This window comes from Vibrio sp. SCSIO 43133 (assembly GCF_023716845.1).
Lineage (GTDB): Bacteria > Pseudomonadota > Gammaproteobacteria > Enterobacterales > Vibrionaceae > Vibrio > Vibrio mediterranei.
This window is the reverse complement of sequence record NZ_CP068025.1, coordinates 690633-710908: the sequence shown is the minus strand read 5'-3', so window position 1 is coordinate 710908 and position 20276 is coordinate 690633. Positions and strand designations below refer to the sequence as shown.

General features: G+C 44.5%; 17 protein-coding genes. 11 read left to right on the top strand and 6 right to left on the bottom strand.

Translation table 11 applies throughout. The features are described from left to right. Positions 1-155: 155 nt before the first annotated feature. Entirely contained in the window at positions 156-1433 is a 1278-nt protein-coding gene (locus JKJ11_RS20050) for an NAD(P)/FAD-dependent oxidoreductase (RefSeq protein WP_252039865.1), read from the bottom strand. A gap of 13 nt (positions 1434-1446) precedes the next feature. Further along, a complete protein-coding gene (locus JKJ11_RS20045; RefSeq protein ID WP_503061276.1) occupies positions 1447-2859 on the bottom strand; it encodes a glutamine synthetase family protein in 1413 nt (470 codons plus the stop codon). Between the two features lie 236 nt (positions 2860-3095). Here JKJ11_RS20045 and JKJ11_RS20040 point away from each other — a divergent pair, with 236 nt between their 5' ends. From JKJ11_RS20040 to JKJ11_RS20010, 7 genes are read left to right on the top strand one after another with little or no spacing between them, the layout of a single operon-like run. Further along, positions 3096-4427, top strand: a complete 1332-nt coding sequence (locus JKJ11_RS20040) for a glutamine synthetase family protein (RefSeq protein WP_006069543.1) — start codon at positions 3096-3098, stop codon at positions 4425-4427. Positions 4428-4487: 60 nt separating this feature from the next. Continuing rightward, positions 4488-5852: an aspartate aminotransferase family protein gene (locus JKJ11_RS20035; protein WP_006069544.1), complete on the top strand. Its 1365-nt coding sequence runs from the start codon at positions 4488-4490 to the stop codon at positions 5850-5852. A gap of 58 nt (positions 5853-5910) precedes the next feature. Further along, positions 5911-7020 carry a polyamine ABC transporter substrate-binding protein gene (locus tag JKJ11_RS20030; protein ID WP_006069545.1) on the top strand — a complete coding sequence of 370 codons (1110 nt, stop codon included), beginning with the start codon at positions 5911-5913 and terminating at the stop codon, positions 7018-7020. A gap of 55 nt (positions 7021-7075) precedes the next feature. Next, entirely contained in the window at positions 7076-8218 is a 1143-nt protein-coding gene (potG, locus tag JKJ11_RS20025) for a putrescine ABC transporter ATP-binding subunit PotG (RefSeq protein WP_031494535.1), read from the top strand. Continuing rightward, on the top strand, positions 8215-9132 hold the full coding sequence (gene potH / locus JKJ11_RS20020; protein WP_006069547.1) for a putrescine ABC transporter permease PotH: 918 nt from the start codon (positions 8215-8217) through the stop codon (positions 9130-9132). The genes potG and potH overlap by 4 nt, the downstream gene beginning before the upstream one ends. Further along, positions 9129-9971, top strand: a complete 843-nt coding sequence (locus JKJ11_RS20015; RefSeq protein WP_006069548.1) for an ABC transporter permease subunit — start codon at positions 9129-9131, stop codon at positions 9969-9971. The genes potH and JKJ11_RS20015 overlap by 4 nt, the downstream gene beginning before the upstream one ends. Before the next feature lie 50 nt (positions 9972-10021). Further along, complete coding sequence (locus JKJ11_RS20010; protein WP_006069549.1) at positions 10022-10564, top strand: cupin domain-containing protein; 543 nt, start codon at positions 10022-10024, stop codon at positions 10562-10564. Positions 10565-10628: 64 nt separating this feature from the next. On the opposite strand, the gene JKJ11_RS20005 is transcribed toward JKJ11_RS20010, so the two are convergent. Together JKJ11_RS20005 and JKJ11_RS20000 are read right to left on the bottom strand one after the other, a co-directional pair. Further along, complete coding sequence (locus JKJ11_RS20005) at positions 10629-12116, bottom strand: aldehyde dehydrogenase (protein WP_252039861.1); 1488 nt, start codon at positions 12114-12116, stop codon at positions 10629-10631. Positions 12117-12133: 17 nt separating this feature from the next. After that, positions 12134-12682 (bottom strand): cupin domain-containing protein, encoded by a 549-nt coding sequence (locus JKJ11_RS20000; protein WP_038227041.1) that lies wholly within the window; start codon positions 12680-12682, stop codon positions 12134-12136. Between the two features lie 237 nt (positions 12683-12919). Between JKJ11_RS20000 and aptA the strand changes: the two genes are divergently transcribed. From aptA to JKJ11_RS19985, 3 genes are read left to right on the top strand one after another with little or no spacing between them, the layout of a single operon-like run. Next, complete coding sequence (aptA, locus tag JKJ11_RS19995) at positions 12920-14266, top strand: omega-aminotransferase AptA (RefSeq protein WP_006069552.1); 1347 nt, start codon at positions 12920-12922, stop codon at positions 14264-14266. A 4-nt stretch (positions 14267-14270) separates the two neighbouring features. Next, positions 14271-15767: a CoA-acylating methylmalonate-semialdehyde dehydrogenase gene (locus JKJ11_RS19990; protein WP_252039860.1), complete on the top strand. Its 1497-nt coding sequence runs from the start codon at positions 14271-14273 to the stop codon at positions 15765-15767. A gap of 7 nt (positions 15768-15774) precedes the next feature. Further along, positions 15775-16515, top strand: coding sequence for a type 1 glutamine amidotransferase (locus JKJ11_RS19985; protein ID WP_038227038.1), 741 nt, complete (start codon positions 15775-15777; stop codon positions 16513-16515). 194 nt (positions 16516-16709) lie between these two features. Here JKJ11_RS19985 and JKJ11_RS19980 read toward each other — a convergent pair whose 3' ends face one another. Together JKJ11_RS19980 and norR are read right to left on the bottom strand one after the other, a co-directional pair. Then, positions 16710-17069, bottom strand: a complete 360-nt coding sequence (locus tag JKJ11_RS19980) for a glutaredoxin family protein (protein WP_088878657.1) — start codon at positions 17067-17069, stop codon at positions 16710-16712. A gap of 107 nt (positions 17070-17176) precedes the next feature. Next, positions 17177-18760 carry a nitric oxide reductase transcriptional regulator NorR gene (gene norR / locus JKJ11_RS19975; RefSeq protein WP_006069556.1) on the bottom strand — a complete coding sequence of 528 codons (1584 nt, stop codon included), beginning with the start codon at positions 18758-18760 and terminating at the stop codon, positions 17177-17179. 303 nt (positions 18761-19063) lie between these two features. Between norR and hmpA the strand changes: the two genes are divergently transcribed. Next, positions 19064-20263 carry an NO-inducible flavohemoprotein gene (hmpA, locus tag JKJ11_RS19970; protein WP_171390959.1) on the top strand — a complete coding sequence of 400 codons (1200 nt, stop codon included), beginning with the start codon at positions 19064-19066 and terminating at the stop codon, positions 20261-20263. The last annotated feature ends 13 nt before the right edge of the window (positions 20264-20276 follow it).

The following is a 20276-nucleotide window of genomic DNA, read 5'->3' as shown; positions in this document are numbered from 1 at the left end:
GGAGGATTTAATTGATATAACATTTAAATCCCTAAGAAAAGCGTTATACATTATCTATCAAACTATGACGTTAATATAACTCAATAGGTTGTGGGTTAATTCAATATTTAAAAATCTAAAAAAAGGAGCTACTATCAGCTCCTTTTTTATCTACTTTATAAAAGGTCTCGAACTCTAAAATAAGACATGGCTAGAACCAACGCTGGGGTTCTAAACATTCGACCACCCGGGAAGGGCATGTGTTTGATTTTATCAAATATAGAGAATCGCTCTGCTGTGGTTGCAATACACTCCGCCATTAATGTACCTGCCATACCTGTCGCGGCGATACCATGGCCTGAAAAACCTTGCGCAAAATAGACGTTTGGTTTTAGCCGGCCAAAGTGGGGGGCTCGATTCATAGTGATGGCGACATTTCCGCCCCAAGCGTATTCGATTTTTGTGTCTTTAAGCTGTGGGAATATATCAAGCATCCGCGCGCGCATGGCTTTTTCTAAGTTAAATGGTGCGACGCCTGAATAACTCACCCTTCCACCAAATAGCATACGGTGATCACCGGAACATCGGTAGTAATCGAGAACGAAGTTGATATCGCAAGCTGAGATATGATCTTGCATCAGCGATCCTGTTGCTTCCTCGCCTAATGGCTCGGTCGCGCAAATATAAGTACCAACCGGCATTACTTTATTTTCGAGTTTCGATTCCAGCCCTTCCATATAGGCATTACAAGCAAGAATGACGTGATTTGCTTTTACTTTTCCATCTCTAGTAAACAGCGTTGCCGGATCACCATGTTCAATCTTGTTTACTGCGCTATCTTCATAAAATTCTGCCCCAGCGAGTTTGGCTGCATTAACCAAACCTAAGGTATAGTTGAGCGGGTGTAAGTGGCCACTGTTACTATCAAACATTCCAGAGGTATACTTGGTACTTGCAATGCGACTGGCAACTTCATCTTTGTCCCACATTTCTAATGATTCATAACCATAGTTTTCAGTTAAATCGTCATACCATGCTTTTAACTCTTTATCGTGGCGTGGTTTCATACCCACATGAACCATGCCATCACGCCAGTCGCAATCAATGTTGTATTTGTTGATGTTCGATTTCGTTAACGCCAGCGCTTCGACAGAGATGTCCCAAAGCTTTTTGGCATCGGATTTACCGACTAATTTCTCAAGTGTGTCCTGCTCTGATGCCCAACCGAAAATGGCTTGGCCTCCACTGCGACCAGATGCCCCCCAGCCCACGCGGTTAGCTTCTAACACAATGACTTTAAAGCCTTTGTTAGCCAGCTCTAATGCAGCGGTGGCTCCGGTGATTCCGGAGCCTATCACACAGACGTCGGCAACATGTTCTCCCATAAGTTTGGGGAAATCGAAATGCTGATTTCTTGATGCTGCATAGTAAGAGTCTGTGTGTTTGACTTTCATTTTGTATCCTTACTTATTTGTACCACTGGTATTCTAATGGAGAGACTTGTGCTGAAAAGCGCGCCTGTTCATGTTTTTTATTGGCAAGATAGACTTTACAAAACTCTTCACCAAAACTGCTTTTCATAAACTGACTGTTTTCAAACTCATGGAGAGACATATCCCATGAAATAGGAAGCATAGGCAGTTCTAGTAGGGTCGCATCCCCTTCAATTGGTGCTGGTGGAGTCAGTTTGTTCTCTATTCCGTCGATTATTGATGCTAGCAATACTGCTACGGTGAGATAAGGGTTTACGTCCGCGCCGGAGAGTCGATGTTCAATTCTTTTGTCTTCGGTACCGCTCGCTGGAATTCTTACCGCTACAGTACGATTGTCCCACCCCCATGTAGCGTGAAGTGGTACAAACATATTGGGTTGAAGTCGACGATAGGAGTTTGCATTGGGCGCAAATATTGCCATGCTATCCTCTAAATGAGCGAGAACGCCCGCGATGGCATTGAGTAGTAGTTCTTCATTTTCACCAAATACGTTGTTGCCGACGTCGTCTTGCAGACTAATGTGGACATGGCAGCCGTTACCAGCATACTCGGTGTAGGGTTTGGCCATAAAGTTTGCGTAGAAGCCGTGTTTCTTTGCCACCGCTCGCACTACACGTTTTAGCAGCATAGCTTGGTCACAAGCCAGAAGTACGTCGCTCGTATGTTTGAGGTTGACCTCGAACTGTCCAGGTGCGTATTCGGCGGTGATATTGTCGGCAGGGATATTTTGAGCGTTGCAGGTCTCAATCACTTCATCTAGAAACGCTTTAAACTCATCGAGCTCTTCGAGTGAGTAGACTTGCGTTTGTGTCATCCTTTCACCGCTTATCGGCATCAATGGTGGTTGCGGGTTACCCGCTTTATCGGGCTCAAGGTCTTGTAAGTAAAACTCGAGCTCAACGGCTATACAAGGCTTAAAGCCTTTCGTAGCTAATTTGTTTAGCTGTACTTCTAGTACGTGGCGAGGGTCGGCAAAAAACGGTTGATTGGATGTGGGTTCAAACATAGTCACAATGGCTTGAGCACTGTTTTCCTGCCATGGTGTAGTAACCAAAGAACTTGTGACCATACGACAAATTCTGTCACCATCGCCTTTTTCGAAACCTAAACCAGTTTCTTCTACGGTTTCTCCACAAATATCTAAGGCAAATACGGAAGCCGGAAGACAGATACCTTGCTCTAGTACCTTATTTAGTTGTGATAAAGGAACGCGCTTACCTCTCACTACGCCGTTCATATCGAACAATATGAGATCCAACGTTGTCACGTCAGGGTGGTGTTCAATAAATCGTTCAATTGTTAGCTTATCGTGACTAACCTGTATTGGTTCTATGTTGTCAGCACTGTTTGAAAGTTGACTTGTTCCCACTGTGGCTCCTCCACTTATCTCCAACCTATCCATGTATAGCAAGCCTTTGTTTTGAATCTTGCGCCACTGGTTGCTTTTTAACCATAGACATAATGTTCAGTAAAAGACAACACAAATGTATATAAAATGTTAATCAGTATCTCAAAAGTTACAAAATAATTAACATATTTGTTTGACAATTGTACAGCTTGCTGCCAATCCTAAATGGAGCTTATTGATAAATTCGTTGAGCAATTTTTGAAAAAGAAGGATTTATGGAAACGATTAGGAAATGGATAGAAGAGAACCGTATTACTGAAGTTGAGTGCCTGATCCCCGATATTACAGGCAACGCGCGAGGCAAGATTATGCCTGCGAAAAAATTCCTTCGAGAAGGGGGCATGCGTCTTCCCGAAGTGGTTTTTTTCCAGACTGTAACCGGAGACTGGCCAGACGATGAAAGTATGATCGACCTGACAGAGAAGGATATGACTCTGGAGCCTGACCAAAATACCATTCGTTTTGTTCCATGGACAAAAGAGCCTACCGCTCAGGTTATCCATGATTGTTTTACCGTCGATGGAGACCCGGTAGATATCTCACCGAGAGCCGTGCTACGTCGAGTGCTAAACCTCTATGCAAAAGAGGGGTGGCAACCTGTTGTTGCCCCTGAACTTGAGTTCTTTCTGGTACAGAAGAATCTAGATTGGGACTATCCATTAGAGCCGCCAATTGGTCGAAATGGACGCCCTGAAACAGCTCGTCAGTCTTTTAGTATTGATGCAGTGAATGAGTTCGATCCTATTTTTGAAGACATGTACGACTACTGTGAAGCTCAAGAATTGGACGTCGATACTTTGGTGCATGAATCTGGCGCTGCACAAATGGAGCTGAACTTTGACCACGGTGAGCCGCTCGATAGAGCTGACCAAGTGTTCTTATTTAAACGCACTGTACGTGAAGCAGCTTTAAGACATGATGTGTATGCCACCTTTATGGCAAAACCAATGGAAGATGAGCCTGGTAGTGCAATGCATATTCACCAGAGTTTGGTGGATAAAAACGGAAAAAACCTGTTTGCCAATGAAGATGGTACTAACAGTGACCTTTTCTTGAATTATATCGGCGGTATGCAGAAATACACGCCAGCGGCTATTGCGTTCTTCGCGCCTAACGTGAACTCCTATCGCCGTTTAGTATTTGGTGACTCTGCACCAACGAACGTGGCTTGGGGTGAAGATAATCGTACTGTTGGATTACGTGTGCCTATCTCTGATAAAGAGTCTCGCCGTCTTGAAAACCGCTACGCCGGCGCGGATGCAAACCCTTATCTCGCCATGGCATTGACGTTGGCATGTGGCTACTTAGGTATGAAAGAGAAGCTTACACCAACGGAAAAAAGCACAGGTGATATGACCACTGAGCCATACTCACTTCCTCATAACCTAGAAGACGCTTTGGTGTTGTTAGAAAACAGTGACGAGCTGAGAGAAATTTTAGGTGACCGATTCGTATCTGCTTACGTAGCCATCAAACGTAAGGAGTACAGAACGTATTTCCAAGTCATCAGTTCTTGGGAAAGAGAGTTCTTATTATTGAACGTTTAATACAGGCAACGCTATAGAGAAAAGCAAACCCGTTAATACAGCGAGAAATGGAATTAAGTTATGTCAAAACAAACTGGGTCTAAATGGATTGAACAAGATAGTGCACACTGCTTGCACCCATTTACCAACTTTAAAGCACTCAACGATAAAGGCTCACGCGTTATTACCCGAGCGGAAGGCATTTATATTTACGACGAAGATGACAACAAAATCCTAGATGGAATGGCAGGGTTATGGTGCGTCAATATGGGCTATAACTGCCAGCCACTTATCGAGGCTGCGACGAATCAACTTCAAGAGTTGCCTTACTACAATTTGTTTTTCCAAACCACTCATCCACCAGCTGTAGAGCTTTCAACTTTGCTTGCCGAAGTAGCGCCTGAAGGCATGAACCACGTGTTCTTTACTGGTTCAGGCTCAGAGTGCAACGACACCGTGGTTAGAATGGTGCGCCATTACTGGGCAAGCTTAGATAAGCCAAATAAACAAACCATTATTAGTCGCAAGAATGCATATCACGGCAGTACGATGGCAGGGGCAAGTCTAGGTGGCATGGCATTTATGCATGCCCAAGGTGGTCTACCACTACCGAATATTGTTCATATTGATCAACCTTATCATTTTGGTGAAGGACAAGGGATCGACGCGAATGAATTTGGTCTAGAACGTGCGCAGCAGCTTGAAGCCAAAATTCTAGAACTGGGTGAAGACAATGTCGCTGCGTTTATTGCGGAACCCATTCAGGGTGCAGGTGGCGTTATTATTCCGCCTGACAGTTATTGGCCTGAAATTCAACGTATCTGTGACAAGTATGAAGTCTTACTTATTGCTGATGAAGTCATTTGCGGCTTTGGGCGCACCGGTGAGTGGTTCGCAAGCCAAACATTCAACATCAAACCTGATCTGATGTGTATGGCGAAAGGCATTACTTCTGGGTATTTACCACTTGGCGGTGTAATGGTTCGAGACCATGTCGCACAAGTGTTGACAGACGCAGATACTGAATTCGCTCATGGCTTTACCTATTCGGGTCACCCAGCGGCATGTGCAGTTGCTATCGCCAACATTAAAGAGATGCAAAAACACAATATTGTTAATCGTGTGCGTGAAGATATTGCTCCGTATTTTGCTTCTCGTTGGAATGAACTTCTTGAACACCCAATGGTGGCAGAAGCTAGAACGAAAGGACTGGTCGGGGCTATTGAATTAGTCAAAGACAAGACCACCAATGAGCGTTTTGACAAAGAACTTGATGTCGGTACTCGATGTCGTGAACACTGCTTTGCCGCGGGTGTCGTGTTACGAGCTGTTGGCGACACCATGATCTGTTCACCACCGCTTATCATTACACGTGCAGAAATTGATGAGTTTATCGACAAGGCAAAAATAGCCTTAGACAACACACTCGCCGACGTTTCGCAGTAGCCGACGAGATTTATACCCAAAGGTATTAACCAAAGAGCAAACAGGAACGGAGATCCAAATGGAGAAAACAAAAGCATGCTTCGGTATCGCGTTAGGGATGACGATAGGACTTAGCTCAATGACATCCTATGCGGCTGAGGAAAAAGTGCTCAATATCTATAACTGGTCAGACTATATCGCGGAAGATACGATTAAAAAGTTTGAGGAAGAGACAGGCATCAAGGTGGTTTACGATGTATTCGACTCAAATGAAGTATTAGAGGCGAAGATATTATCTGGTAATACAGGCTTTGACTTAGTTGTGCCAAGTAATGATTTTCTGGGACGTCAAGCCAAAGCTGGCGCGTTCCAAAAGCTGGATAAGTCAAAGCTAACTAACTACAGTAACCTAGACCCTAAATTAATGGGGATTCTGGCGGACACTGTCGACCCCGACAACGCTTACTCTGTGCCATATCTTTGGGGCACAACGGGCATCGGTTACAACGTTGCTAAAGTGAAAGAGGTCTTGGGTGAAGACGCGCCAGTTGATAGCTGGGATTTAGTATTCAAACCAGAAAACATGGAGAAACTTTCTAAGTGTGGTGTTGGTTTCCTGAATGCACCGACAGAGATCATGGCAGCGGCGCTGAACTATATCGGCAAAGATCCAAACAGTACTGATCCTAACGCTTATAAAAAAGATGCGCTTGCACTGCTTAAGCAAGTTCGTCCTTATGTAACCTATTTCCATTCATCACAATACATCAATGACCTAGCTAACGGCGATGTATGTGTAGCAATTGGTTGGTCAGGCGATGTGCTGCAAGCGGCAGATCGTGCAGCTGAAGCAGATAATGGCGTAGAAGTGGCGTACTCGATTCCAAAAGAGGGAGCGCTTGCCTGGTTTGATTTAATGGCGATTCCAAAAGAAGCGAAGCACCCAGAAAACGCTCACTTGTTTATCAACTATCTACTTCGTCCAGAAGTGATTGCTGAAATCAGTAACTATGTTTGGTATGCGAATCCAAACCCACCATCACGTGAGTTTATTGACGCAGAAATCTTGGAAGATCCAGGAATCTACCCAACAGAAGAAGCGCAAGCGAAGTTATATAGCTCAAAGATGTTACCGCATAAGACATCACGTGCTATGACTCGCGCTTGGACGGATTTCATTAAGAACTGATCAAACCCTAATTTGGCGACTCGCTTTGAGTCGCCAATTTTGCTTGGAGACTACCATGACAGTGATGTCACTTGATACAGAACTCAATCACCAACATGTTTCGCCGGTGCCACCAAAACCATTATTAGAGATCCGAGGACTGACGAAGGACTTCGGCGGCCATCTTGCGGTAGATAACATCGATCTTACGATCAACCAAGGTGAACTGTTTGCGCTATTAGGCGCGTCGGGGTGCGGAAAATCAACCTTGCTACGAATGCTCGCTGGATTTGAACAACCAAGCGCAGGACAGATTATTCTTGATGGTGAAGATCTTGCCGATATCCCTCCATACAAACGACCTGTCAATATGATGTTTCAGTCCTATGCACTGTTTCCTCACATGACCGTAGAAAAGAACATTGCGTTTGGGTTGAAGCAAGACGGTATGCCAAGCCAAGAAATTGCTAGTACCGTTAAGCATATGCTTGAGCTGGTCAGAATGACAGATTTCGCGAAGCGTAAACCGCACCAATTATCTGGCGGTCAAAAACAACGTGTTGCACTCGCCAGAAGCCTAGCTAAAAAACCAAAGCTACTTTTGCTAGATGAGCCAATGGGTGCACTGGATAAAAACTTACGCGAAAAAATGCAGCTTGAGGTGGTCGACATACTGGAAAGTGTGGGTGTTACCTGTGTGATGGTCACGCATGACCAAGAAGAAGCGATGACCATGGCAACACGTATCGCCATTATGAACAAAGGCCAGTTTGTGCAAATTGGTTCTCCAGAAGCTATTTACGAGCATCCGAACTCGAAGTTTGCCGCGAAATTCATCGGCTCGGTCAATATTTTTGAGGGTGTTCTAGAAACCAATCTTAGCGATAAATCGACGGTTCGAACCCCAGACCTATCGAATGTGATTACTATTAATCATGGTATTTCAGGTGCTCCGGGTATCCCTTTGATGATAGCTGTTCGACCAGAAAAAATGACGCTATGTGACCATACCCATCACTCTAGTAATTCTTGTAGTGGGGTGGTGGAAGATATCGCCTATATGGGCAACCAATCCATTTACCATGTTCGTTTGGATTCCGGCAAGTTGGTCACTGCAACGCTACAAAACACGAGCCGTGTGAGAAAAGGTATGCCAACGTGGGAGCAAAGAGTCAATCTTTGCTGGGACATGGAAAGCTGCGTGGTACTGAAACTATGAAGAAACAAGCCAAACTCAATATTTGGCGTATTGTTCCCACGCCAAAGTGCTTATTGCTTGCTGTTCCCTACGGATGGTTACTGCTGTTCTTTCTATTGCCGTTTCTAATCGTATTCAAAATCAGTTTTGCTGAAGCTCAAATATCGATTCCACCTTATTCTGAATTGCTTAGTTATGCTGAGCAGCAGTTGCAGCTATTACTCAACGTCGGCAACTATCAATATCTGATAGAAGATGACTTATACGCTTCGTCGTATTTACAGTCGATTCGTATTGCACTTATCTCTACATTACTTTGCTTAGTGATTGGTTTTCCGATTGCCTGGGCTATTGTTCATTCGAAGCCGTCAACTCGAAATGTGTTATTAATGCTGATCATATTGCCATCGTGGACCAGCTTTTTGATTCGTGTTTATGCTTGGATAGGAATCCTCAAGAATAACGGCCTTCTGAACAATATGTTGATGACCTTCGGTGTTATTGAGGAACCGCTCAAGATATTACACACAGATACTGCAGTTTATATTGGTATTATCTATACCTATTTACCCTTTATGGTTCTGCCTCTTTATACCGCATTGATGCGAGTGGATTACTCCTTACTGGAAGCGGCAAGTGATCTCGGGGCGAAACCAGTAACGACACTATTCACGGTTCTCGTACCATTGACTCGTGCCGGTATTATCGCAGGGTCGATGTTAGTGTTCATCCCTGCTGTGGGTGAGTTTGTTATCCCGGAACTACTTGGCGGGCCTGATACAGTATTGATTGGTAAAGTCTTGTGGCAAGAGTTCTTTAACAACCGAGATTGGCCAGTCGCTTCGGCGGTAGCTATCGTAATGTTGCTTATTTTGATGTTGCCTATCTTATGGTTCCATCGTTATCAAAAACGTGAACTGGAGGCGCAAGCATGAACGACATTCCGGTCTATAACAGTAAACTGAAGTGGTGTATTTTGGCGGCGGGTTTTACCTTTCTTTATCTGCCAATTCTGATTCTGATTGTTTATTCATTTAACGAAAACCGATTGGTTACGGTATGGTCCGGTTTTTCGTTTAAATGGTATTTTGAGCTACTAGAAGATGATTTGCTCATGGGCGGTGTGAAGCTGAGTCTGATGATAGGCTTTTTATCAGCCAGCGCGGCTGTTGTTCTAGGTACTATTGCTGCATTTGTATTGAACCGCTTTGGGAAATTTAAAGGGGAAACTGGGTTTGCCTTTATGATCACGGCACCCTTGGTTATGCCAGAGGTTATTACAGGTCTTTCTCTACTATTGTTATTCATTGCGATGGGACAAGTGTTTGACCTGTTTAGCCAGCGAGGCATGATGACCATTTGGATTGCCCATGTAACTTTCTGTACGGCTTATGTCACGGTAGTAGTGAGTTCTCGACTTCAAGAAGTCGATCGCTCTATCGAAGAAGCTGCTATGGACTTGGGCGCACCACCTTGGAAAGTGTTCTTACAGATAACGCTGCCTTCGATTGCACCCGCTATTTTGGCGGGATGGTTATTAGCGTTTACCTTGTCATTAGATGACTTAGTGATTGCGAGCTTCGTATCTGGTCCAAGTGCGACAACATTACCTATGGTGGTATTCTCAAGTGTCCGTTTAGGTGTTAGCCCTAAAATCAATGCATTAGCAACACTGACCATATTAGCAGTGTCTTGTGCCACGTTTATTGCGTGGTGGTTGATGGCGAAGGCGGAAAAGCGTAGGCTGCTTGAAATGAAAATGAGTCAACAATAGTTCAGCAAGTGGTTGATGCTAAGTAATCGGTTCTAATTTGGGAGAAAGACATGGATGTAGGTAAGCAACTAAAAACAATTCGTACCATGCGTGGGATGTCACAGCGTGAACTTGCTAAACGAAGTGGTGTAACCAACTCCATGATCTCTCAAATAGAACAGAACTTAGTAAACCCGTCCGTTGGCTCTTTGAAAAAGATCCTCGATGCTATACCAATCTCAATGGGAGAGTTCTTCACCCTCGACGTTGAGCCTAAAGATGACATCTTCTTTAGTGCAGAACAGATGGCGGATTTAGGGGATGGACAGATAAAAATGTTGCTAGTTGGTGCAAAGCGAGAAGGGCGTCAACTAGCAGTCTTGAGAGAGATTTATCCGCCAGGCTCAGATACGGGGACTGACTTCATCGAGCATGATGGAGAAGAGGGCGGTGTCATTATTCGAGGAGAAATTGAGATTACGGTTGGCAGCCATACTAGAGTATTAAAGGCAGGTGACTCGTATTACTTTGAAACTCGCAAACCACATCGCTTTCGTAATAAAGGAAAGGTCGAATGTGAGCTTATTAGTGCGGCGACACCTCCAACTTTCTAAAGTCTTTGAATAAAAAAATAGCGAAGCATGAGCTTCGCTATTTTTCTTGTGTTGAAAGAGAACTCTAGTCTAATTCAATCCACGTCGATTTCACTTCAGTGTATTTATGCAGAGCATGCAGCGACTTATCACGACCGTTACCACTTTGCTTGTATCCACCAAACGGCATAGTCATGTCACCGCCATCCCAGTTGTTCACGAATACCGTTCCCGCTCTTAATGCACGAGAGCATTTAATGGCTGTTGACATGTCAGATGTCCAAATACCTGCCGCCAACCCGTATTCGCTATCGTTAGCAAGTTGGATCGCTTCATCAATCGAGTCAAAACTAGTAACACATAGAACGGGCCCAAAAATCTCTTCTTTATAGATGCGCATATCGGGTGTGACATCAGTAAACAAAGCGGGTTGAATAAAGAAACCATCGGTGTTGCCCATTGCAGGCTTACCACCGTAAGCTAGTGTTGCTCCTTCTGTCTGACCAATGTCGATGTAACTTAATACACGCTCATACTGTGCAGCATCTACTATCGCACCGACCCGAGTATCACTCTCAAGAGGATCGGCAGGCTGCCAATTCGACATGTATTTCTTAACCAGTTCAATAAACTCATCTTTAATAGAGGAATGAACCAGAAGTCGTGAACCTGCTGTACACACTTCCCCTTGGTTGTAACAGATAGCAGAGGCGGCTGTTGCAGCAGCTTTTTCTATATCTTTAACGTCGTGATGTACAATGTGGGGGCTCTTGCCGCCACATTCCATAAATGCACGTTTTAGGTTGGATTCACCCGCGAAAGATAACAGCTTTTTACCTACGGCGGTTGAACCAGTAAAAGTGATACAATCGACATCGTTGTGAAGCGCTAATGCTTGTCCTGCCTCATGGCCAAAGCCAGGGAGCACTTGAAACACTCCGTCTGGAATACCTGCTTGTTTGGCCAAGTCGGCGAGCAAAATAGCGGTGAGAGGTGATTTCTCAGAAGGCTTCACAATAACTGAATTACCGGTTGCTAATGCGGGCCCAATCTTCCAAGCCGCCATAACAGTAGGGAAGTTCCAAGGTACGATTGCCGCAACGACACCTAGTGCTTCGTGAGTCACAAGTGCTAATGCTCCTTCTGTTACTGGGGCAACTTCATCATAGACTTTGTCTATGGCTTCTGCGTTCCATTGAATGCAGCGCGCGGTAGCCGGCGCGTCATATCCCATTGCATCTGATATCGGCTTACCCATATCGAGTGATTCGAGAAGGGCAAACTCTTCTTTATGTTCGTCAATGAGCTTAGCGTAGTTAAGTAGGATCGCTTTACGCTCTGCCGGTGGTAGACCACACCAGACACGGCTCTCAAACGCTTGACGAGCAGCATTTACTGCAAGCTCGACATCTTTATCTGTGCAGCGGGCGACATGCGCCAATAGGTGACCTGTTGCTGGGTTGATGATTTCAAACGTATCGCCGGAGACTGAATCAACAAAGTGTCCGTTGATAAAGGCCTGAGTACGAAAACTCAACGCTTCGGCTTTATCATGCCAAGTCATAGTGTCCATATTGTTTACCTTCTTCCTTAAAAACTGGCTGGTGAGTTTGCACTGACAATGATGCAATCAATATCAGAAGTATTTCTAAATCGGTGAGTACGTGTACTGTCGAAATAATAGCTGTCGCCTTCATGTAGAACGACGACTTCACTGTCGACCGTGAGCTCCAACTCGCCTTGGACAATAACACCGCACTCTTGACCTTCGTGAGCGAGCATCTCATCTCCGGTGTCTGCACCTGGAGCGAGTGTTTCTCTCAACATGCCAATTTGCCTGTCGTCGTGATAGTGACCTATCTGGCGATAGCTGATCTTTCCTCGGCCTATTTCTGGTTGTTGCTGTTTGCGTGAAAAAAACTGATCAGGCTTTGGTTCATCAACCGCAAAAAACTCCGCCATAGATGAAGGGATCTTGCTAAGTAGTTTACTCAGCGACGCGACAGACGGGCTTACGGCGTTACTTTCAATCTGAGAAATGAATCCATTGGTCACGCCGGCTCTTTTGGCTAACTCACGCTGTGATAAGCCTGCACGTTCTCTTAGTGCTTTAAACCTTGGTCCTATTTCTGTTTCCATTGGGCGAAATCTCCAACTCTTCCCTTTGTGATTAGTAAACTAAACACAATCCTAGCTCACTAAACAGAAAAAACCAGCAAATGTTTATAATTTAATCATTGAATAGGCAAATAAAACGTTCTATAGTCAATTTTGTTCATTATTTAATAACATTGCATTTACATGCTGTAGTTCGAGTGTTTAGCGGTGTTTAGTAAAAGAAACAATGCTGTTCAGTATTTTTAGTTGGAGTGCACGATGCAAGGTATAAACAAGCAAGGTACAACTAGTTCAGGAAATATGGATGCTTTTTGGATGCCGTTTACTGCTAACTCGCAGTTTAAATCAGCGCCACGCATGTTAGTTTCAGCTGAAGGGATGTACTACACGTCAGAAGATAAACGCAAGATACTCGACGGTACAGCAGGTCTATGGTGCTGTAATGCAGGACACGGGCGTCATGAAATCAGTGAAGCGGTGGCGAGTCAGATTCACAATCTAGACTTTGCGCCAACATTTCAAATGGGTCATCCATTGCCATTTGAATTTGCTGAGTCACTCTCAGAAATCGCTCCATCAGGTTTGAATCGCGTATTTTTCACTAACTCAGGTTCTGAATCTGTTGATACCGCACTAAAAATTGCGTTGGCTTATCAGAGATGTATCGGACAAGGGACTCGTACGCGCCTAATTGGTCGAGAGCGTGGTTATCACGGCGTCGGGTTTGGTGGTATTTCGGTAGGTGGAATTGTTAATAACCGCAAGACATTTGGCAGTCTGTTAACTGGTGTCGACCACCTTCCGCATACATTGAGCATTGAAAATAGCGGCTTTAGCAAAGGGCTACCTGATTACGATCCCGGCTGGGCGGAAAGCCTAAACAATATCGTTACTCTGCATGATGCGAGCAACATTGCTGCGGTTATTGTTGAGCCGATTGCGGGATCTACGGGGGTAATTCTTCCTCCTAAAGGTTACCTGAAACGTCTTCGTGAAATCTGTACCCAACATGGCATTCTATTGATATTCGATGAGGTTATTACAGGATTTGGTCGCATCGGTAGTCCTTTTGCAGCGCAAGAATTCGACGTCAAGCCTGACATTATTACTACCGCTAAAGGCTTAACTAATGGTGCTATTCCTATGGGAGCCGTTTTTGTCAGCGACGAAATTTACCAAGCGATGGTGGCTCCAGATAGTCAAGCTATCGAGTTGTTCCATGGCTACACCTATTCCGGCCACCCAGTAGCCGCAGCGGCTGGTTTAGCGACACTAGATATTTATCGCAATGAGAATCTCTATACACGAGCGGCTGAGCTCTCAGATTATTGGGAGCAAGCGGTCCATAGCTTGAAAGGGCTACCTCACGTAAAAGACCTTCGCAATTATGGTTTGATTGCTGGTATTGAGTTAGAAGGAATTGCGGGTAAGCCAGGATCTAGAGCGTTCCAAGTCTTTACCAAGTGTTTCGAGAAGGGCGCTCTGATTCGTGTCACTGGGGACATCATCGCGCTATCTCCGCCGCTGATTATTGAGAAGCAGCATATCGACGATTTATTTACTCTGATTGCAGACGTTTTGCAGAATATTGATTACAAGGAATAAGACTATGTCAGTTTTGGTATCTAATTTTATCAACGGCCGAATGGTAGAGAGCCACAGCGGAAGAAACGCAGACTTGTTTAACCCAGCAAATGGTGAGTTGCGAGGGCAAGTTCAGCTATCAAGTGTTAGTGAAGCGCTAGAAGCTGTGGCTGTCGCGAAACAGGCGCAAGAAGCTTGGCAAGCAACACCACCACTGCAACGTGCTCGAGTCATGTTCAGATTCAAAGCTTTGCTTGAAGAGAACGCGGATGAGCTCGCTACGTTAATTTCTACCGAGCACGGCAAAGTACACAGTGATGCATTAGGAGAATTGACACGTGGATTAGAAGTGGTTGAGTTTTCTTGTGGTATCCCACATCTGCTAAAAGGTGAACATTCACTTAATGTTGGACGCGAGATAGATAGCTATTCTTTAATGCAGCCAGTTGGTGTCTGCGTTGGTATTACACCATTTAACTTCCCTGTGATGGTACCGCTATGGATGATCCCAGTAGCGCTTGCCTGCGGAAACAGCTTTATCCTTAAACCATCTGAAAAAGATCCGAGTGCGTCTTTGAAGCTGGCTGAGTTATTGAAACAAGCAGGTCTTCCTGATGGCGTTTTTAATGTTGTCCAAGGTGATAAAGAAGTGGTTGATGCGCTTCTTGAGTCACCAGACGTTGCAGCCGTGAGTTTCGTAGGTTCAACGCCGATCGCTGAAGCTATCTACAGCAAAGGAAGTGCAAATGGCAAACGAGTTCAAGCGTTAGGCGGTGCTAAGAACCACTTAGTTGTTATGCCAGATGCAGACCTTGAAGGGGCGACAAATGCTATTATGGGAGCGGCATATGGTGCGGCGGGAGAGCGTTGTATGGCTATCTCAGTGGCGGTTGCTGTCGGTGATGAAACTGCCGATCGATTAGTGGCACAGTTGAAACAAAAAGTGGAAGCACTGCGCGTAGGCCCAGGGCTGGGAGTATCACCTGAAAACGAAATGGGTCCATTGGTGAGCGAGCCTCACATGAACAAGGTAACGGAGTATATTCAAAGTGGTGTTGACCAAGGCGCAACGCTTGTAGTGGACGGGCGTGGCATCAATACCTCTACTCCTGGTTACTTTGTCGGCGGGACGTTATTTGACAATGTTACTCCAGATATGACCATTTATAACGAAGAGATTTTTGGTCCCGTTTTGTCGGTAGTACGTGCCAAAGATTATCAAGAAGCACTGCAACTTATTAATGAGCACGAATTCGGTAATGGTACTGCAATTTTCACTCGTGATGGTGATACCGCGCGAGACTTCTCAGAAAAAGTAGAAATCGGTATGGTAGGGGTGAACGTGCCAATTCCAGTGCCAATGGCATTTCATAGCTTTGGTGGTTGGAAGCGCTCAATCTTTGGACCTCTCAATGTTCATGGCAATGATGGCGTGCGCTTCTATACTCGTATGAAGACGGTTACTGCTCGATGGCCTAAAGGGCAAAGAGAAAGTGAATTTGTAATGCCAACAATGAAGTAGGTGATAAATGAAGATAGGGATATTAACGTGCGGCCATGTGGACTCGCCACTATCAGATGACCATGGTCAATACGCAGACATGATTGAGGCCTCTCTCTATGAGGTCAACAATGAGTTCACTTTTCAGAACTACGATGCGACAAAAGGAGAGTTACCTCATCATGATGAATGCCATGGGTTTATAATCACAGGTAGTGTACACAATGCTTACGATAATCATCCCTGGATTCTCAAACTCATAGACTGGATAACGCGCTGTGAAGCTCGTCGACGTCCACTAGTAGGCATCTGTTTTGGACATCAGATTATTGCGAGAGCTCTCGGCGGCAAGGTGCAAAAATCGGAAAAAGGGTGGGGACTTGGCAGCTATGAAGTTCAAATTACCGCTCAGAAGAAATGGATGAATCTGTCTGTAGACTCTGCGCGACTATTAGTGAGTCATCAAGACCAAGTGATTATTGTTCCTGGCGGCGTGAAAGTTATTGCTACTAATGATTTTTGTCCTAACTTTATGCTTGTGAAAGATAATCATATATTCACAGTCCAAGGACATCCTGAGTTTAGCTCCAGCTTCACAGAAAAATTGGTGGAGAAGCGTAAGCATCTCCTAACGCCTCAGCATTATGACCAAGCGTTTATTGAAATAAACAAAGCACAAGACTCTGCGTTAATACTGCATTGGATTGATAATTTCTTTGTAATGGCGCAGCAAGGTAAATATGCTGAAAACTTGCAACAAGCCGTGTAGCGGCAATTAGGAAACAAAAAAAGAGCTCATAATGAGCTCTTTTTTAGGTAAGTTATAAAAAATAGTTTTAGACTCCGCCGCTGAAGCAACCGTCATCCCTTCGCAGGCGAGGAGCTACTTACAACTCGCTTCAAGTCCTGAACATTCTTACCTTAATTACTAAACGTACTGTGAAATAACGGTTTCCATAACGCCTAAGCAAACTCTTTTTGCAGATAAGAAACTATGTCGGAAGACTCATACATCCATTTCTCTTCACCACCTTGAGTGATCTTCAGACAAGGTACTTTTACTTTACCGCCACCCGCTAGCAGTTCGTCGCGCGCAACTGAGTCATTTTTAGCATCTTTCAATGCAATGTTGACTGATTGACGTTTCATTTCTCTACGTACTTTCACACAAAAGGGACACGCTTCAAATTGATAGAGCTGCATAGTTTGCGCTTTTTGATCGGCTTGTTGCTGTGCTTCAGGCGTGCGTTTAACGCCACGCGGAGAGAAAACGAAATTTAATAGCAGTATGATTTTACCAAGAATAATACGGATGAACTTCATAAATAACCTGTTGAGCAGTCTTGTTGTTTTTAGAAAATTATAATGACGGTATGCGAGACATACCGTCGAATATTAACATCTTATTTACGATTCTGGTACGGTTAACATTAACTGCGAGAAAGGGTATGGCTTTTGGTCACACTAATTCCCAACCGTTTCGATAAGCGAATCAAGTTAGCTCGATCAGTTTTAAGGACTCTGCTTGCTTTAGCCCAGTTATACTCGCATTCAATTAAGGCATTGGATATCAAGCTTCTTTGATATTCTTCGGTGGACTCTCGAATGCCTTTCGAGTGGTCAATCATTGGAGCGCTTGTTTTACTTTGCTTGGTCGGAGTGATGCGGCTTTCATCGTCAAAATGACCACAGTCGTCAATGCTTACGGTGACCACCTTCTTATCAAACAGCCTTGCTTTCGCTTTCAGAGCTGCTCGGTTAATAACATGTTCTAGCTCTCGAACATTACCGGGCCATGAATAGCGGTTCAAATGAGATACGACATTTGGACTTAGCTTGATTTGGTTAATGCCAAGCTTACGTCGAGCTTGCTCCAGAAAGAAGCCTGCCAGTAACTCTATATCGCCGTTTCTTTCACGCAATGGCGGTACAGAAATTGGGTAAACACTGAGTCGGTGATAAAGGTCTGCGCGGAACTTACCTTGTTCAACTTCTTCCTTGAGTTCACGGTTGGTTGCGGCGAGGACTCTAACATTGATCTTTTGAATCTCATCCTTACCAACGGGTTGTATTTCGTTATTCTGTAATGCTCGTAAAAGCTTACTCTGTGCTGCAAGTGGTAGCTCGCCAATTTCATCCAAAAATAGTGTCCCGCCATCGGCTAGCGCAAACTTACCCATGCGATTTTTATCTGCACCCGTGAACGCCCCTTTTACATGACCAAATAACTCACTCTCGATGAGGTTTTCAGGAATTGCCGCACAGTTAACATAGACTAACGGATTCTGTCGGCGAGTTGATTGGTAATGTAGATTACGTGCCACCAACTCTTTACCAACACCGGTCTCACCATGAATTAAGATATTAAAATCTGATGGCGCGACAATTTCGATATCGGATTTCAACACGCGCATTAACTCACTATCACCGATCATATCGCTGCCATCTCGTTCCCAAGCTTCGACGTTGAGTTCTTCAAGCAGCTGTTTGGATTGTTTGGCTTGGTATTCCAGCTGAGAGAAAGTTAGTGCCATTTTTAATGTGGATGCAGCAATGGCAGATAATACTTCTAGGCTGCGCGTTGGAATGTGGTCAAAAGCATTAGTCCCTAGGCTATCGAGGGTGAGGGCTCCCAACATCTTGTCGCCAAAAATCAAAGGCAAACCCATACAAGAGTGCATTGGAAGATCGCCATGGTGGTCAATGAGCAAGCCGTCAAATGGGTCAGGCAACTCAGAATCGGCGTCAAAGATAACCGGAGATGTGGATGCGCAAATCTGAGCGAATCTTGGATGTTCACTAATAACGAACCTGCGCCCTAGAGTATCGCGGCCTAAGCCCTGCATTGCGAGAGGAACAAGCGTATCACCTTGAAGTGATAACAAGGCAACACAGTCACACATGATGGTTTTTCTGATGGTATTGATAAGCGAATCGAAGCGTTCTTGGTCGTTATTGCTGCTGGCTAGGCCAATAGTCAGCTCCATTAAGTTGGAAGGAGAAATGTCTTGCATAGGAGATTACAACTTATGGTAATGAGTATGCTAGGCATTATAGAGTCATATTGACCTAAATTAAAGCAGTCATTTTGACTGATATTTAATAGTTAACTCTTGAATAAGTGAGAGTTTTTAAGGATTTCAAAATTGGCACGCTCTGTGCTTTGTAGGTATTCGTTGAAAAACAAATAAGTGTGATTCTCAACTCGCACTATACCCGAGAGAAATATCTCAAGGGATACAACTAAAACTATAAAAAAACAATATGAGACAGTCGAAGTTCGTACTGTAAAAGTCTAAGCCTTCTAGGGAGCGTATATGCTAAATAACAACCATATCGAAATCATCAAGAGCACAATTCCATTACTTGAGTCTGCAGGCCCTGCTTTAACTCAGCATTTCTATCAAAGAATGTTCTCTCACAACCCTGAGCTGAAGGACATCTTCAATATGACGCACCAAAAGACAGGGCGTCAAAGTGTTGCTCTATTCGAAGCTGTTGCTGCGTATGCTAAAAATATTGAAAACTTAGCGGCGCTTACTACAGCCGTTGAACGTATCGCGCACAAACATACTAGTTTTAATATCAAAGCAGAACACTATCAAATCGTTGGTCACCACCTCATTGAGACCTTAAGAGAGCTGGCGCCAGATGCGTTTACCAAAGAAGTTGAAGAAGCTTGGACTGAAGCTTACCTATTCTTAGCGCAAATCTTTATTGATCGTGAGGAAGAGCTATACCAGTTGCGTGAAAAGGCGACCGGTGGATGGCGCGGTACTCGCCGATTTGTGGTAACTGATAAAAAGCCTGAATCTGAGTTGGTTATGAGTTTTGTCCTTACTCCAGAAGATGGCGGCAAAGTCCTTGATTATGAAGTAGGGCAGTACCTAGGTGTACAGGTCACACCTTCAAAAGGTGAGAATGTAGAAATTCGCCAGTATTCACTTTCCCAAGCTCCAAATGGTGAAAATTACCGAATTTCTGTCAAGAAGGAAGGTAATAACAGCGACCAGTTAGGTTTGGTATCTCACTATTTGCATGATGAAGTGGAAGTAGGTGCGGTGATCGAAATACTGCCTCCTGCAGGGGACTTCTTCTACAAAGAAGTTAATAAGCCGGTCGTTCTGATTTCTGCAGGTGTTGGCTGTACGCCAATGCAAGCAATGCTTCAACAGTTGGCAAAGGATGGCAAGTCCGATCCTGTTACCTATTTGCATGCCTGTGAAAACGAACAGCAACATTCTTTCATTGATGAGGTAGATACCATCGTATCAGCAAAAGGTTGGAACCATAGAGTGTGGTATCGTGAACCACTTAATGCAGAGGGTATCAATAATTCGAGCACAGGTTTAATGGATCTAGCACAAATCAAAGATTCTCTTCCAACGAACTTTGGTCACTTCTATACCTGCGGCCCAGTAGTCTTTATGGACCATGTTGTGAAGCAACTTGAATCGATTGGCGTTGAGCGAGACAGAATTCACTACGAGGTATTCGGACCTCACGCCAACCTTTAATCGCCGCTAACGA